Below are 14,719 nucleotides of genomic sequence, written 5' to 3' on the forward strand. Positions count from 1 at the left end.
CTTCATCTTTCCTTGTGTGCGCGGCGCCGGCCCCGACACTGTGGAACCGCGCGCCATGGGAGGACTCAGCCGTTGACCGTCAGCACCAGGGGCATGTGATCGCTGACGATCTTGGCGGCCTGAATGGCGTATTGAATCTGCAACGACGGCTTCAGCGCCAGACTGGGATCGGTCTGTATTTCCTGAAACAGGATGAAGGGAATGACGCCCTTCGCCGTGAATGTACCGGTGACCGTGCGCAGGAAAATATTGTCGTAGGCGCTGGACAGAAAGGCGTCGTCCACCTCGCCGTCGAAGACCAGCGCCTTCTTTTCCTGTTCATTCTTGATAAAGGTGGCCAGACGCGACAGCGTGGTCTTTTCGCCGTCGAAAACACCGACGAAGCCCAGCTTGGTCAGCGGCTCATAGACCGCCGCGCTGCCCGTGGCATAGTTGAAGTCTCCCGAGACCAGCTGGTTTTTCGAGCCCGTGATGCCGGCGATTTCCGCCGCCGCGTCGGCAATCGTCCCGATCGTGTCGCCGCCAAGGTGATTTTTCGGCTGCGGCGCATGCCACAGCAGGCAGTGCACCACCGTTCCGCCCGCGGCATTCGCCATTTTCCATGACAGGGGCTTGCGGTCCAGAAACGCCGTCTTCAGGTCGGGGATTTCCGCATCCGCCACCGTGACGGCGGCCGTGTCCCACAAAAGGGCGTATTTGTCGGCACGCGCCGCCAGCGGGTCGGAGGCATCCACGTCCCGTTCGGACACCGCACAGGTCCATTTGCCGCTGCTGCCGGATGTGATGTTCAGCGTGTCCGCCAAAATCCTGGCCGCCGCCGCCCCGGTGCCCAGCGTGACCTCCATGATCCCGACCACATTGGTTTCCATGGTCAGGATCAGCGTGGCGATCCAGGCCGGTACCGAAACGCCGGTGATCAGGTCTTTCGCCGATTTCCGTGAAGACAGATTCTCGATATTCCATGACATGTAGTCGGCGATTTCGGCCATGGCCTTCCCTCACGGTTTCACGGACGACAAACCCGTTTCCGTGCCGGGGACGCCCCGGCACGGGTCGGGACGCTTGCGGTGTCTCAGGCGGGCACGGCCATCTCGATGCCGGCCAGTGCCTTGCGCGCCTGATCGGTCAGCGCATCGGACAGCTTTTGCAGGGTTTCCGGCTTGGCCAGTTCCGTGTTCAGCGCGGCCACCATCTTGTCCAGATTTTCCGGCGTGTTCAGGATGGTGTTGATCACCCCCTTGAACACGGTATTGAGATCGACGGTGATGGTGATGTTGCCGTCCGCGGTCGCCGGGCTGATCACCAGTTTGTTCATCTGGATCTGGACGGTTTGCGGATCGTGACTGTCCTTCTGGGTCGCGGTGAAAACACCGGTGATGTCGGCCACCGTCCTGATCGTGCCCGACAGGGTGCCGGGGGGCATCGCCGTGCCGTTGAGCGCGATGTCCAGTTCCGATGCCATTTCGACCTGGTCGGGCACGCTCTGGGGCCGCTCATAGCCCGCCTGGGTGTTGGGCAGCTTGGCGTGGAAGGTGACCTGGTCGCCGTCCACCGTGATTTCCGGCTTGTTGTCCGTGTCGAACTTGACCTGGGTGTTGCTCAGCCCCTTGATGACCACCTGTTTCAGCACCACGCCGATCTCGACACCGTCACCGTCCATCGTGCCCACGTCGATCTCGGCCGCCGTGAGGGGGTCGGCGGATGTGCCGTCCGGATTGTACAGCACCGTCGATATGTAGAATTCCGAAGACGGTGTCAGAAACAGGTTCTCAAGGATGGGAATCAGCGGATTGTCATTGCTCATGGCGTGTGCTCCTCGTGTGTGTGGTCAGGAATACAGTTGCGCGTGAATGGCCGCCCGCGCCGATGCGGAGACCGATTTGGAAATCTCGCTTTCCTGGTCCGTCAGTTGCGTGGTGATGGCATCGGCGATGTCCGTCTTGACCGTGTCGGACTGGAAGAACTGCTCGACCACCCCTTGCAGAAAGGGGTTCGGCGGGTCCAGCGTCACGGTCGGGGTCACCGTCGCCGCCGACAGGTCGACGGCGAACCCGCCGACGTCCAGCACCAGCTCGGATGCCTTGTCGCCGGACGGGGTGATCGACAGCGTGGCGGTCATCCCCGTCACCGTCACGGCCACCGTGCCCTTGATATCGACGGGCGAAATGCCTTCCTGCGTCATCGCGAAGCCGAATGTCACGCTCAGCGGCGGGGCGGCCGGCACCGGCACCCGCGCGTCGTGGCCGTCCCGCTTGACGGTGCGCTCGCCGCCGGCCTTCAACAGGCCGAAATCGAGGGTCGCGGTAATCTTGGGCGAGGCCAGAAACACCGTATCCACCGGCGCTTCCACATTGGACGTGCCGGCAATCACCAGATCGGTCAGCGTGATATCCTTGTAGGTCAGCCCCTTGAAGACCTTGGTGCCGATCTCGATCTTGTCCTTGCCGTAGGGATCGACGACCGGATCGTCGAGCGAGGCGACCTGCCACGGCAGGTACCAGTTGCTCGCCGGGGTGCCCAGCGCCCCCCGCATACGGTCGAACAGCAGCAGGTCCACCGGATTGGACGGCTCCTGGCCGCTGTCACGCGACGGCAGGCCGCCGGCGGGCGGCGGGCCGAAAATCCGGTCCAGAATATCGCCGGCCCGGCTCAGCAGGGCCTTGCTGACCGCGTCGATATTGTCCGGCGTGTTCAAGGCATTGTTGACCGACCCGAAGACCGCCGCCTGTCCCTGTCCCGATGTCATCGCCTGCTTGATGAAGCTGGAGAAGCCGCTGCCATATTTGAAATTGGTGATCGTGATCTCGGTGATGTCGAACGTCGGACCCTTGTCGTCGATCCCCGTTAGTGTCAGCGTGTCCAGCGCCAGCCCCAGCGTCCGGCCGGTGCCGGTGCCGTTCACCGTCACCAGCAGCTCCGCCTGAAGCTGGGCGTCGGCGATCTCGGCCGTCAGGGAGCCTTCGCCGGTCAGCGTGTCGCTGATCTCGCCGTTGCATGTCTTGCCGTCCGTCGTGGTGCAGACGCTGGCGGTGAAACTGTAACCGGACACCAGCCGCAGCGGCGTCATCGGCACACCGCCCACCGTTTTGCCGTAGTGGTTGAAATTCAGCGGTACGGTGACTTTGTAGCCGTCGCTGTGCGCCGTCGCCGCGCCGACCAGCGCATAGACATTCTGGAGGCCGTCTATATTCATATTGGTCAGGCTCAGCGACGGGTACGGATTGGACGGATCGGGAATGGCGGCGCTGGACGTGATGCCGGGATCGTGGGTCTGAAGATAAATGATCCAGGTGTTGGCGATCTGCTCCGACAGAAAGATGCCGTTGCTGTTTTCGATCGCGCCCAGATTCTCCTTCTCCGCCGTGACCGGCAGGACTTTGTGTCCGTCGTCATTTTTCAGGGTATAGAGCAGCTTCGGCAGCCACAGGGTCGTGTTCTCGGGGTCGTTGACGGGGCCCTGAAGCGTGTTGAGAATGAAACTGACCAGGTTGGACATCTGTCTCTCCTTCCGGACAATCAGGCCTTTCGGGCAATCAGGCCTTTCGGGCAATCAGCATAGAGGCCGGTTCACCACATAATCGGTCAATGTGCCGAGCGCCGCGGCATAGGCGTTCCGTGGAAAGGGTTTCAGGTAGAAATGCGCCTCGAAGGCGGCGGCGCGCGCCTGCTCGTACGCCTCTTCCACCGCGCCGCACAGGCGCAACTCCGACAGGGCCGCATCCAGCTCCGCGCCCGACAGGGGCGCCTCGCCCCGCACCGCCGCCTCGATCGCGTTCGGCGTGTCCAGCCGGTCCAGCGCATGGATGATCGGCAGGGACAGACGGCCGAGCGACAGGTCGATCCCCGGCGCCTTGCCGGACTGTGCCGCCGGCTGCACCACGTCCAGTATATCGTCCATGATCTGGAACGCCCGCCCGAAGGACTTGCCGAAAAAGCCGCCGCGCCGGCTGTCGCGGGTGCGGCCGCCGGCCAGTTCGATGCCCGCCTGGCAGGCCAGCCGGAACAGCACCGCCGTTTTCCGGTCTATGGTTTCATAATAGCGGTCCAGCCGGTCGTCCCGGTCCGCCGGCAGCGCGCGCTCCAACTCGTCCAGTTCGCCCCGGCAGATGTCAAAGGCCGTGTCCAGAACCATCCGCACCAGGTCCATGTCGCGTTCCGTGTCCACCGCCTGGGCAAAGCCCCGGATCGCCTGTACGAATTGCAGGTCGCCGACCAGCAGGGCCACCTTCGGTCCGCGGTGCGCCGACACCGAGGGCAGGCCCCGGCGCATCTGCGCCTCGTCGATGATGTCGTCATGGATCAGGGTCGCCACATGCAGCATTTCCAGGGACGCCGCCCCCTTGTAGATCTTCTCGCTCAACGGGCCGTCGCCCGCCATCATGCGTGCGGCGAGCAGCATCATCACCGGGCGGATTTTCTTGCCGCCCTTGAACATCCGCCGTTCCACATCGCTCAGATAGGGGTCCTGCGGCCGCAGCGCCTCGTGCAGCGCCTCGCGGAAACGCACCATGTCCGCGTCCAGAAGATCGTCCACGATCCCCGACAGAACGGACCGGGCGGCCGGGTCGGTCCCGGCCTTTGGCCCTTGCGATGATTGATCGCGCGTCATGACGGTGCCGGTTGTCAGGAACCGCTTTCCGCGGCGATCACGGCCCGCAGCCGCATCTCCACATATCCGGTGATGCGCGCCTGTACCAGATTGACGAAAAAGCTGGCCGCCGCCAGCGCCTGCTTGGAGGCCGCCGCCCACGGGCCGTCCCACGACGCCGTATCGATGCCGAGCCCCGCCAGGTTCAGCGTGGTCTCGCTCAACTGCGCGGTGATGGCGCCGTCCGGCTGTTGTGTCAGGGTCATGGTATAGGTGGCGGCGGCGGCGTTTTCCGACAGCGGCCCCGAAGCCAGATTCCCCGAAGCCAGATCACCCGAAGCCAGATCTCCCGAGGCCGGATTCTCTGTATTCGCGGCCGTTTTCAGCCCCCGTGCTTCCCGGTAAATCATCTGTATGTCGGCGATCTGGTCGTCCGCCACATGCAGGCCCATCCTGTGGCACAGCGTGACATGGTCGTCCGTGTGCGTTCCGGCGCCGATATGCCGCATCGCCAGCACCAGGTCGTCATGCCCGTTTGGCGCCGCGTCGCCGGTGACCGAGCCGTCCTGCACGGCCTGATACACCGTCGGACCCGTCATCTTGACGATCGTGGTCTGGGTGTTGCCCGTATTGCTCTGCACATCGGTGCCGAAATTCAGCACCGACGGGGCGGCGGCCTGCTGTTTCGGGTCGGGGCTGAACAGCAGGGTGGAATACAGCGCCAGCTTTTTGCTGAAGGCCTGATAATTATAGGTGAAATTGCTCTTCTGATGCGGCGGAATGTCATTGCCGAAATATGTGTCGTCCGGATTGATCACCTGATCGGTCGGCGGGTCGCCGTCGGCGGTGCCCCCTGCCTCGTTCAGTTCCGCGATGTCGGCGGCGTCCAGCGCGTTCGAGGTATGGGACATCATCTGCGTGACGGAATCGTTTCTCTGCCAGATGCTCCTCAGCGCCGCGCTGCACAGAAACGCGTTGTTGTAATTGTCGTTATACTGGCTGGCCATGCCGACCAGGGCGCGGCCGTGGGCGGTCTGGTTAAGTTTCACCCGCTGTGACCGCGCCTGTTGCAACTGGTCGAATTGCGCGTTCGATATGGTGCCGGGCTGCTGCGGGTTGCCGCCGTCGCCCGCCGCCGCGCTCAGCGCTTCCATGGCGCCGCCCGTATCCATCGTCACCTGTTCTTCCGGTTGTCCGATCAGGGCATAGTCGCCGGTCAGGGTGCCCGCCGACAGCGACACGGTCAGAGTGCCCGCGTCGGTGTCCGCCGACACATCGTCCAGTGTCAGCGGCCCGTAGGACATGTCCGTCAGCGCCAGAGACACGCTGCCCGTCTCACTGCCCGAAAGCGGCGTCGATTTCACCAGCGTCGTCGGGCACCACGCCAGGATCGCCGCCGGGTCCTTCAGCGCGGCTTCGATTTTCTGTTTGCCGGTGGCGGACGTCAAGGCCGTCAGAACCTCGGTAACACTTGTCATGACACTATCTCCCCAATCCTTCGGCGGGCCGCCGGGACGTTAGCTTTCTTTGGTGACCGTGATCGTGCCGGTGATTTTCAGCATGTCGGTACTGCCGGCCGTGAATTTTCCAAGGGCGGGGTCGCTCAGGGTGACGGTGACCCCCTCGACATCGTGCGAGAAGTTTTTGCCGATCGTCTTGCTCTGGCCCTTCAGGATGTCGCTCGGTTTGTTCTTGAAATCATCGGCCACGTCCGATGCGATCGGCTGAAGGATTTTCGACAGGATCTTCTGCGCCCAGTTGCCCTTTGGCGACAGATGAAAGCTCACCGGCGGCACATCGGTCACGGTCGCGACGACGGCGCCCTTGTCCACGTCCACCTTCACATCGATTTCGGCATCCGGAACGGTGACGTCGTATTTTACCAGCGTGGTCATGCTTTTTCCTTTCTGGTCCGTTTCCGGTCGCGGCGTGCATCCGGAAAGCGGGGTGCGGGAACGGACGCCCATGCGCGGACCGGCAAAACAGGCATATGGGCAAAAACGGACATGGAGGCGGACACCGGCGGGCCGGCCATCAGGCAAACAGCAGCGCGCCGCCCAGGGCGCAGCCCACGGCCGCCAGCGCCATCCCCGCCGCCGTCAGGCCCGCCGAACATTCCCCGGACAGGGCCACATCCGCCTGTACCGCCAGAGGGGACACGGTCCGGACGGTTGCCGATATGCTGTCGATCTTGCCGCTGGCGCTGTATGTCGCCAGGTCGGCGATTTCGCCCGACTTGCTGAAGCCTTTGCCCACATAGGCTTTGGCGAAATCGTCGATCGCCGCCTCCAGCAGGCCCGTGCTGGCAATGGCGAAAGCATCGTCGTCCGGCCATGTCAGTCCGCCGATGTCCACGGGCGACGGGTTGGTCGTCAGGGTCGCCGCCGCCACGATCCCGCTGGCCGACAGGTCGAAAACCGGCGGCTTCAGGCTGATCCCGTTCCAGGTCAGTGCCGGTAGGGTGATGACGGATATGGCCGCATTGGCCGATGCGAAAATCTGCGGCAGCAGGAAGGAATTGAAAATGGCCTTGTCCCACTTGGAAAAGCCGGATTCGTCAAGAGACACGGCGACGGCCTTCGGTTTGATCTGGGGACTGTCGAACGCGACGGTCGCGTAAATCACCACATCCTTCGCCTCGCCGCCGACCGGGGACTGGCCCTTGGAGCTGTAGCTTGCATCCAGAACCGGCAGCGTCAACTGCACCATCGGCAGGCTCGGCAGGGGAATTTTGTCCGCGCCGTTCGTATTGCCCTTCGGGTCCAGGGCCTTGTCCCACACATCCTGGCTCGGCGGTCCGAACGCCACGGTCGGTGCCTGCGTGATGTCCCAGGTCAGCGTGATCTCGACGCCGCCGATCTCCTTCGTGCGGCTGCCCTTGAAGGGATTGTTGTCGGTGGGAACGCTCTTGTAATACTGGCTCAGTATGGTGTTGGCCTCACCGACCGACACACCCGCGGCCAGATCGAAATTTGCCATTTCGCTCTCCCCCCTGCATGGCTTGAAAGTGCATTCTATCAACTTATACAAGAATAGGAAAAATACAATCAAATATTGTCTAAAATATATTCTTTTAAATTTTTAAGTGTACTAAAATTGTCAAAACCGGCGCGCGCCTGCCATGAAGCCGCTGTCCGCGCGGGAAGGGCTGTCCCGGCCTGTATTCCCTCCATGGTCCCTTTGCCCGTGTTTTGCCCGTGTTTTGCCCGTGTCCGGCGCGGTCCGGACAGGGGAGACTCGGCTATTCCGTGCATACGGCCTCTGATGGGATGCGGGCCGGATCAGGCCACCGGGGTGAATGGTGGGACGCGGTGGATGGGCGCCGGACGGGCTTGTTGATGGCCGGATATTCAGGCGCGCGTGTCGCCAGGGAGATGTGAGGGAGATGTGGTTGTTTACGGTGCCGGCGCCGCGCGGTCGAACAGGGCGGTTTCGCCGGCGTGCGCCCTGTCCCTGTCTTTCGCCCTGTCCCCATCCCCTGGGTCGTCCCCCGAGCCGCCTTCTGTGCCGTCCCCCGTGCCGTGCCCTGGGCCGCCCTCCGGATCGTCCTCAAGGCCGCGTGCCAGCAGCATGGCGCCTTCCAGCCCGGCGATGACGGCGAGCGCCTGGGTTTCCAGCCGGGTTCGCGCCGTGCCCTCATGCTCGGCCGTGCGGGCGAGGGCATCGGCCAGCCAGTCGCGGTTGTGGGTGAAAAACCGCCGCACCGCCCGCCGCACCGCGTCGGGCAGGCCGTCCCGTTCCGCCGCCAGCATGCCGCACGGGCACATCCGCCCGCCGGTCAGCGCCTGCCGGTAGGCCGCGCGGTACCGGGCCAGCACCGCGTGCGCCTCCGGCGCCTGCGCGTCCGCCGGCCCCAGCCCTTTCAGGAAGCGTCGGCTGTAACGCTCCACCACCGCCACGGCCAGGCGCGTCTTGGTCGGATAATGATAATGCACGCTGGCGCTTTTGATGCCCACGGCCTCCGCCACATCGCGAAAGCTGAAACCGTGATAGCCCCGGCGGCGGATCATCTGCTCCGCCGTGTCCAGAATGGTCTTGTCCGTATAGTGTGCCATGCCGTTCCGTATCCGTGCTGTTGTCCCGTCGCTGCCCTCATGCCGCCGCCGGATCGTGGCCGGGACAGCCTCGCGGCCTCGCCTGTATCCACCCCTGTGTGGCGGCTTTTTACCAAACTGACCTTTTGATAGGTACGAAAAATTCCTTATTTAAATAAGCTAGATAGATAAATTTAAAAGCCTTATTTTTATAAACTGACCTATCGATAGGTAAGATGCCGTTTCCATGGCGGGCCTATAACCGGCTTTCCCTTTCAGGCCCGCCCTTCACCGAAGTGTGAAACAGGCGTGCCTTGATCGTCCCCCGCGATGGGTAAATATGAGCCGGGCATCCAGGAAATTCCCGTCCCGCCCTCCCTGATCGGGCATGGCCGGGCCGGGCCGCTGAAGGAAAGGCACGTGATATGACATTGACACAGGAACTGGCCGATGCGCTCGCCGCCAGCAAGGACAGAATCCCCGAGGACGTGCGCGCCATCATGGCCGACGCCACCGACAGGATCGCCGGCACCGGCCTTGTCGGCGGTGCGGTGAAAACCGGCGACCGTGCCCCCGACTTCACCCTGCCGGGGGCCGCCGGCCAGCCGGTCAGCCTGTCGGCGCGTCTGGCCGCCGGCCCGGTGGTGCTGTTGTTCTATCGCGGGGCCTGGTGTCCCTATTGCAACATCGAACTGCGCGCCTATCAGCATGCCCTCGGCCGCATCGCCGATCTCGGCGCCAGCCTCATCGCGGTCACGCCCGAGACCCCCGACAACAGCCTGTCCACCGTGGCCAAGCACAATCTTGCCTTCGATGTGGTCAGCGACGTGGGGCAGGACACCATTGCCGACTACGGCCTGTTGTTCGACCTGCCGGACCCGCTGGTGACGGTCTACCGCGATTTCGGCATCGACCTGCCCAAATCCAACGGCGAAAACGCCTGGCGCCTGCCGGTCGCCGCCGGTTATGTCATCGCCGCCGACGGCACCGTGCGCCTGCATCATGTGGATGTGGACTATACCAAACGCCTCGACCCCGAAGACGCCATCCGCGCGCTGGAGGCCCTGCGCGGCTGAACCGTCCCGCCGGCCCTATTTCAAACACTCAGGCAGGGCCGGCGCCCCGCCGGTCCTGTTTCAAACATTCAGGCCCAAACGGTTCAGGCCCAAACACTCAGGCCCAAACCGTTCAAGCCCAGTCGCCGTCGGTCGGAATGTTCAGCAGCGTGCCGCAATGCTTGCAGTGCACCGCGTCGGTGTCGTGGCGGCGCAGGCCGCAGTCGGGGCAGGGGTAATTGACCTTGGCCGGGCGGAAAATCGTCTGCACCAGCCGCAGAAACAGGGCGACGCCGAACACCATGATCAGCACGGCGACGAAACGGCCCACACTGTCCTGCATGGTGATGTCGCCGAACCCCGTCGTCGTCAGCGTCGCGACGGTGAAATACAGCGCGTCCAGATAATTGCCGATGGCCGGGTTGCGGTCCACCTCCAGCACATAGACGATCGCCGTGATCACGAACACGAACACCAGCAGGTTGACCGCCGACTGGATCACATCCTCATTGCGGCGGAACCACGGCGACGTGCCGCGCAACTGCACCAGGACATGATAGGACCGCAGCAGCCTCAGCATGCGCACCACCCGCAGAAAGCCCAGATTTTCAAACAGGGCCGCCGCCACCAGCGACAGAATGACAACCACATCCGCCATGCTGGCGAAGCGGAAGACAAAGCGCACCGGGTGCCGGTCCGCCATCAGCCGCGCCGCGTAATCGACCGCCAGCACCACCGCCAGGCCGTAATCCACCCAGTGATTGACCACATGCAGCATGGACGACAGCACGAAATAGACGATCACCACCAGGTCGAAGGTGATCAGCCCGGCGCGGAACCGCCGCGCCGCCCGTCCGCCGCCGAAATAAAGCTGCCGCACCCAGTCCCGCGTGTCCGCCATGGCCTTGTCCCCGTCCTGAATTATGGCGCCGTGTTCCGGGCGCTCTTGTCGTCGCCGTCCCTCCGGCCCGTATCGGCCCTTATCGACCACGGGCAGACCGACCCGTCCGGCCCGTCCGCTCTGGGTAGGCTGCTCTGGGCAGGCCGCTCTGGGCAGGCCGCTCTGGACCCGCCCGCCCGCATGGTTAATATAAACACCGTATTGGACAAGAGGAGACTGCGCGTGCGCCGCATTTTCACGCCCGTGAAGGCTTTTTGCACTTTTACCCTGATGACGCTGACCGCTTTTTTCACCCTTTTCACCGCCTTTAACGGGGCGGTCGCCCAGCCCGCCGCCCGCGAGGGCGCGCTGATCAGCTATCGCTCGGCCCAGCATCCGGTGCTGGCCGAAAACGGCATGGTCGTCTCGCAGGACGGCTTCGCCAGCCAGGCGGGGCTTGAGGTTTTGCGCGCCGGCGGCAACGCCATCGACGCGGCGGTCGCCACCGGCTTCGCGCTCGCCGTCACCCACCCGCAGGCCGGCAATCTCGGCGGCGGCGGGTTTCTGCTCGCCTATATCGCCGCCGAGGACAGGGTGATCGCCCTCGACTACCGCGAAATGGCGCCCAAGGGTGCCTCGCGCGACATGTTCCTCGGCGATGACGGCGCCGTCGACAATGACCGGGCGCGCTTCTCCTACCTGTCCAGCGGCGTGCCCGGCACGGTGATGGGCCTTTTGCGGGCGCTGGACGCATACGGCACCCTGCCGCGCGCCACCGTCATGGCCCCCGCCATCCGCCTGGCCGAGGACGGCTTCGCCATGACATGGCCGCTTTACGAATCGCTCAGCCGCTATCAGAAACGTCTGAAATCCGATGCCGCCAGCGCCGCCTATTTCTTCAAGCCCGACGGCAGCGCCTACAAACCCGGCGAGGTCTTTCGCCAGCCCGATCTGGCGAAAACGCTGAAAACCATCGCCGGCAGCGGCGCCGACGGCTTTTACAAGGGCTGGGTCGCCGACGCCATTGTCGAGACCATGGGCAGGAACGGCGGCCTTATCACCCACGGCGATCTCGCATCCTATGTGGCGAAGGAACGCACGCCCGTCTCGGGCACCTTCCGGGATTTCCGCGTCGTGTCCATGCCGCCGCCATCCTCCGGCGGGGTGCATATCGTCCAGATGCTGAACGTGCTCGAAGGCTGGGACCTGGCCGGTCTGGGGCACAACAGCGCCGCCTATCTGCACCGGCTGGCCGAAACCATGAAATACGCCTATGCCGACCGGTCCAAATATCTCGGCGATCCGGATTTTACCCCCGTCCCCGTCGCCGCCCTGACCGACAAGGACTATGCCGCCCGGATCCGCGCCCGCATCGATGTGGACAAGGCAACCCCCTCGACCGAAATCGGCCCGGCGCCGACCCTGGCCGATGAAAGCCCGGACACCACCCATTATTCCACCGCCGACCGCTGGGGCAACATGGTCGCCAACACCTATACGCTCAACTTCACCTACGGCAACGGCAAGTCGGTGGCGGGCGCCGGCTTCCTGCTCAACAATGAAATGGACGATTTTTCCGCCAAGCCCGGCGTCCCCAACGCCTTCGGCCTGCTCGGCGGCGAGGCGAACGCCATCGCCCCCGGCAAGCGGCCGCTGTCCTCCATGACGCCGACGCTGCTGTTCCGCGACGGCCGCCCCTTCATGGCCACCGGCGCGCCCGGCGGCAGCCGCATCATCACGGCGGTTTTGCAGGTCATCCTCAACGCCACCGCCTTCGACATGAACGCGATGGAGGCGGTCGCCGCCCCGCGCATCCATCACCAGTGGTTCCCCGACCGTTTGTTCATGGAACCGGGCCATTCCGTCGACACGCGCGCCCTGCTCGCCGCCATGGGCCAGGCGGTCAAGGCGGACCCGCGCGACGGCTTCGATTTCGTCATCGGCTCCACCCAGACCATCGTGCGCAACCCGGACGGCATTCTCATGGGCGCGCCCGACCCGCGCCGCCCCGGCTCCAGCGCCGCCGCCTATTGAGGCCCGAGGGGTCGGCCCGACCGACCCCTCAGAACAGACAAAGGGGCAGGGGCCGTCTACAGGCGGCCCCTCAAAACAGACAAAGGCGCAGGGGTCGGCCCAGGGACCACGTTTGGGCGACCCCTCAAAACAGACAAAGAGGCAGGGGCCGTCCACGGACGGCCCCTGTTTCGTGTCACCATGGCGGCTGTTTTTTCCCCCGCGCCGGTGGGGCAAACACATCCCGCCACCGGGGTAAAGCCGGGCCGCGTCCCCATGGGGGCGCTGCAACTGCAAAATGCACAGCGTTCCGGAAAATCCCCTTCAGGACGCAGACGCCCGCATCTTTAATGTGTAATATTACAATTCCATGCCGCACCTTTTACAGGTGACGGCACCACGGTCCTTTGTTGATCTTTGCGTGCGGCAATCGGTGGGGTCCGATCATCATGCAGGTGGAAAACCAGTCACCCGGCGGGACACGGGATGAAAACAGCGGGGCAAACGGACGCACGCCCCATGCCGTGCTTCTGGTCGAGGACAATGCCGCCGACCGGCGCCTGATCGAAATCCATCTGGACGAGGCCTTTCCCGGTGCCGTGGCCGTCACATCCGTATCCACCCTGCACGCCGCCTATGACGCGCTGGAGACCGTGCGTTTCGACATCGTGTTTCTCGACCTGGGCCTGCCCGACTGCACCGGCGTGGAAGTCCTGGCCCGTCTGGCCGGCAGAATCCCCGATATCCCCATCGTGGTCATCACCCATCAGGACAGCGAAGCCGTCGGCCGGGACGCCATCCGCAAAGGCGCGCAGGATTTTCTGCCCAAATCCAACATCAACGCCGGCAGCATCGCCGCCGCCATGCGCCATACGATCGAACGCCATAAGCTGTACCGGCAACTGGAACGGATGATCGCCGAAAACGCCGATGCCATCCTGATCGTGTCTCTCGACGGCGCCATCCGGTTCGCCAACAGGGCCGCCGCCGCTCTCTTCCATATGCCGGCGGACCGGCTTGTGGGCCGGATGATCGGCGTCGATCTTGCCGGCCAGTCCCGCGCCGAAATGGAACTGACGCTGAACGTGGCCGCCCCCGTCATCGCCGACCTGCACATCGCCCAGACCCACTGGGCCGGTGCGGCCGCGCATCTTGTCACCCTGCGCGACATCTCCCGCCAGCGCGCCGAGGAACAACGCCTGATCACCGAAAAGGAACTGGCGCTTGCCGTCGGCGATGCCAAGAACAAGTTTCTGTCCAGTCTCGACCATGAATTGCGCACACCGCTTGATGCCATTATCGGTTTTGCCGAATTCATCCTGACGGAAGTCCACGGCCCGTTGGACGACAGGCGCTACAAAAGCTATCTGGAATATATCCGCGACAGCGGCAATGCCCTCATGACCCAGGTGACCGACCTGCTGGACCTGGCCAGGATTGATTCAGACCAGCTGTCGCTTGTCGTCGATGAGGTCAATCTCAACCAGCTTGTCGAGCGGACGGTGGCGCATATGCTGCCCTGGTCCAGGGTGATGGACGTTGCCATCGAAACCCAACTGCCGGAAGACGACATTTATATACAGGGCGACCATAACCGCCTGGCCCAGGCGCTCAGGGCCATCCTGTCCAATTCCATAAAGTTTTCACCCAGACAGGGCACGGTCACCGTGCAGCTCACCGCCCTCGGGGCCAACGCGCTCCTCCAGATCAAGGACACCGGCTGCGGTCTGGCGGCCGAAGACATCCCACGGATTTTCGAACCCTTCACCCAGACGTTCAGGACCGGTCAGCGCGCCATCAGGAAAGGCAGCGGCCTCGGACTGCCGCTTGCCAGGCAACTGGTCGCCCTGCACGCGGGCGACGTGATCATGGAAAGCAGGCCGGGCGGCGGCACAAGCGTGGCGATCCGGCTGCCCGACATGGCGGCCCGGTCTGGCGGGAAGGATCCCCGGCCGTCGGTTGGACAGCGGCTGATCTAGACAGTCTGCCGGACGCGGCGTGCGCGCAGGCACCTGGACTTGAAAAATCGCGTGCATGTGGCTGCACCCGCGATCACCGAAAACACGTGTCTTGTGGCTGTTGCCCTGGCAACCGGCTGTTCTGGCAACCGGCTACTCTGGCAACCGGCGCTATCCGTGTCCGTCAGGCA

Annotated in this window: 12 protein-coding genes; 3 read left to right on the forward strand and 9 right to left on the reverse strand. The window is 64.0% G+C overall.

The features are described 5' to 3' along the window. Window positions 1–65: 65 nt before the first annotated feature. The 8 genes from BXY39_RS10370 to BXY39_RS10405 form a co-directional block, all read right to left on the reverse strand. Complete coding sequence (locus tag BXY39_RS10370) at window positions 66–989, reverse strand: exonuclease/endonuclease/phosphatase family protein (protein ID WP_121938762.1); 924 nt, start codon at window positions 987–989, stop codon at window positions 66–68. A gap of 83 nt (window positions 990–1,072) precedes the next feature. After that, entirely contained in the window at window positions 1,073–1,804 is a 732-nt protein-coding gene (locus tag BXY39_RS10375; protein WP_121938763.1) for a hypothetical protein, read from the reverse strand. Window positions 1,805–1,828: 24 nt separating this feature from the next. After that, window positions 1,829–3,496 carry a hypothetical protein gene (locus BXY39_RS10380; protein ID WP_121938764.1) on the reverse strand — a complete coding sequence of 556 codons (1,668 nt, stop codon included), beginning with the start codon at window positions 3,494–3,496 and terminating at the stop codon, window positions 1,829–1,831. Between the two features lie 54 nt (window positions 3,497–3,550). After that, window positions 3,551–4,609: a polyprenyl synthetase family protein gene (locus tag BXY39_RS10385; RefSeq protein WP_121938765.1), complete on the reverse strand. Its 1,059-nt coding sequence runs from the start codon at window positions 4,607–4,609 to the stop codon at window positions 3,551–3,553. 14 nt (window positions 4,610–4,623) lie between these two features. Continuing rightward, window positions 4,624–6,066, reverse strand: a complete 1,443-nt coding sequence (locus BXY39_RS10390; RefSeq protein ID WP_121938766.1) for a hypothetical protein — start codon at window positions 6,064–6,066, stop codon at window positions 4,624–4,626. A gap of 39 nt (window positions 6,067–6,105) precedes the next feature. Beyond that, window positions 6,106–6,483, reverse strand: a complete 378-nt coding sequence (locus BXY39_RS10395; RefSeq protein WP_121938767.1) for a hypothetical protein — start codon at window positions 6,481–6,483, stop codon at window positions 6,106–6,108. A 139-nt stretch (window positions 6,484–6,622) separates the two neighbouring features. Then, window positions 6,623–7,567 (reverse strand): hypothetical protein, encoded by a 945-nt coding sequence (locus BXY39_RS10400; RefSeq protein WP_121938768.1) that lies wholly within the window; start codon window positions 7,565–7,567, stop codon window positions 6,623–6,625. A gap of 416 nt (window positions 7,568–7,983) precedes the next feature. Continuing rightward, a complete protein-coding gene (locus tag BXY39_RS10405) occupies window positions 7,984–8,643 on the reverse strand; it encodes a TetR/AcrR family transcriptional regulator (RefSeq protein WP_211332192.1) in 660 nt (219 codons plus the stop codon). A gap of 404 nt (window positions 8,644–9,047) precedes the next feature. Between BXY39_RS10405 and BXY39_RS10410 the strand changes: the two genes are divergently transcribed. Continuing rightward, complete coding sequence (locus BXY39_RS10410) at window positions 9,048–9,698, forward strand: peroxiredoxin-like family protein (protein ID WP_121938769.1); 651 nt, start codon at window positions 9,048–9,050, stop codon at window positions 9,696–9,698. A 112-nt stretch (window positions 9,699–9,810) separates the two neighbouring features. Here the strand turns inward: BXY39_RS10410 and BXY39_RS10415 are convergent, their stop codons facing one another. Continuing rightward, window positions 9,811–10,578, reverse strand: a complete 768-nt coding sequence (locus tag BXY39_RS10415; RefSeq protein ID WP_121938770.1) for an ion channel — start codon at window positions 10,576–10,578, stop codon at window positions 9,811–9,813. A 270-nt stretch (window positions 10,579–10,848) separates the two neighbouring features. On the opposite strand from BXY39_RS10415, the gene ggt reads away from it, so the two are divergent. Together ggt and BXY39_RS10430 are read left to right on the forward strand one after the other, a co-directional pair. Next, window positions 10,849–12,591, forward strand: a complete 1,743-nt coding sequence (ggt, locus tag BXY39_RS10425; protein ID WP_121939002.1) for a gamma-glutamyltransferase — start codon at window positions 10,849–10,851, stop codon at window positions 12,589–12,591. A 428-nt stretch (window positions 12,592–13,019) separates the two neighbouring features. After that, the gene (locus BXY39_RS10430) at window positions 13,020–14,549 is read left to right on the forward strand and encodes an ATP-binding response regulator (RefSeq protein WP_147453543.1); all 1,530 of its coding nucleotides are present in this window, start codon (window positions 13,020–13,022) and stop codon (window positions 14,547–14,549) included. Window positions 14,550–14,719: the final 170 nt, after the last annotated feature.

This window comes from Eilatimonas milleporae (genome assembly GCF_003688555.1).
Classification (GTDB): Bacteria; Pseudomonadota; Alphaproteobacteria; order Sphingomonadales; family Kordiimonadaceae; genus Eilatimonas; species Eilatimonas milleporae.

Coding starts and splice junctions, on each gene's coding strand:
- BXY39_RS10370 (WP_121938762.1), bottom strand. CDS start 989: ATGGCCGAAATCGCCGACTACATGTCATGGAATATCGAGAATCTGTCT.
- BXY39_RS10375 (WP_121938763.1), bottom strand. CDS start 1,804: ATGAGCAATGACAATCCGCTGATTCCCATCCTTGAGAACCTGTTTCTG.
- BXY39_RS10380 (WP_121938764.1), bottom strand. CDS start 3,496: ATGTCCAACCTGGTCAGTTTCATTCTCAACACGCTTCAGGGCCCCGTC.
- BXY39_RS10385 (WP_121938765.1), bottom strand. CDS start 4,609: ATGACGCGCGATCAATCATCGCAAGGGCCAAAGGCCGGGACCGACCCG.
- BXY39_RS10390 (WP_121938766.1), bottom strand. CDS start 6,066: ATGACAAGTGTTACCGAGGTTCTGACGGCCTTGACGTCCGCCACCGGC.
- BXY39_RS10395 (WP_121938767.1), bottom strand. CDS start 6,483: ATGACCACGCTGGTAAAATACGACGTCACCGTTCCGGATGCCGAAATC.
- BXY39_RS10400 (WP_121938768.1), bottom strand. CDS start 7,567: ATGGCAAATTTCGATCTGGCCGCGGGTGTGTCGGTCGGTGAGGCCAAC.
- BXY39_RS10405 (WP_211332192.1), bottom strand. CDS start 8,643: ATGGCACACTATACGGACAAGACCATTCTGGACACGGCGGAGCAGATG.
- BXY39_RS10410 (WP_121938769.1), top strand. CDS start 9,048: ATGACATTGACACAGGAACTGGCCGATGCGCTCGCCGCCAGCAAGGAC.
- BXY39_RS10415 (WP_121938770.1), bottom strand. CDS start 10,578: ATGGCGGACACGCGGGACTGGGTGCGGCAGCTTTATTTCGGCGGCGGA.
- ggt (WP_121939002.1), top strand. CDS start 10,849: ATGACGCTGACCGCTTTTTTCACCCTTTTCACCGCCTTTAACGGGGCG.
- BXY39_RS10430 (WP_147453543.1), top strand. CDS start 13,020: ATGCAGGTGGAAAACCAGTCACCCGGCGGGACACGGGATGAAAACAGC.